1 protein-coding gene is annotated in these 851 nt (G+C 33.8%); it reads left to right on the top strand.

Annotation, left to right across the window (positions count from 1 at the left end; all coding sequences use genetic code 11):
* On the top strand, positions 1–851 hold an 851-nt coding region (locus tag HMPREF0631_RS05920; protein WP_002843968.1), incomplete at both ends, for a bacterial Ig-like domain-containing protein.

Raw genomic sequence — 851 nt, 5'->3', positions numbered from 1 at the left:
CTAATGGTCTATATGGAAAATCTTATGCAGTATTTAAAGACAGTAAACTAGCAAAAGATAAATTCCCAACACCAGAAGCGGCAGATAACTTCAAAGAAGCAAAATGGAATGTAGAAAAACCATGGGATCAAGCAATAACAAAAAATGCTGAATTTAAAGCAAGTGCAATAAGCTCAGTATTTGACAAAACAAATGTAACAAAAATTGAAGTAATTCAAGATCCAACAAAGATGACATACACAGAAGGTGAAAAACCAGCACATGATGGCATCAAAGTTAAATTAACAGACAAAAATGGAAATACAGTAGAAATTGGTAAAGATCAGTTAGCAGGATATGGAGTAACAGTAACACCAGCCGAAGATAAAGATCTAACTGTCAAAGACAACAATGATAAACCATTTGTAGCAAAAGTAAATGGAAAAGATGCTCAAGGAAAAGCAAAAGAACTAACAGCTAATTCAAAGAATAAGATTACTGTAAATCCACAACAATCAAACGAAGACGTAATCCCATACGTACCAGCGAACAAGACTGAACCAACAAATCCTAATGACACAAACGTACCAACAACAGATAAAGATGGAAAGGCAGTCGACAAAACAAAATATGACATCGTGGCATTTAAAGTTACAGATGCAGATAAAACTAAGGGAAGCCTAACACTAGGAAAATTAGATAAACAACAAGTAATTTCAGTCCTAGTTAAAAAAGGCAGCAAATGGGAAAAAGTTACAGTACCAACAATAAATGTAACAGATTCTAAAACAACAAAAGCAAACGGATACAAACCATCAATACCAGCAACAACAGAAGCAGTAGTAAATGGAAAAGTATACGAAGCACAATTT

It is taken from the genome of Peptostreptococcus anaerobius 653-L (assembly GCF_000178095.1).
GTDB classification, from domain to species: domain Bacteria; phylum Bacillota; class Clostridia; order Peptostreptococcales; family Peptostreptococcaceae; genus Peptostreptococcus; species Peptostreptococcus anaerobius.
This window is presented reverse-complemented; position numbering and strand designations above follow the sequence as displayed.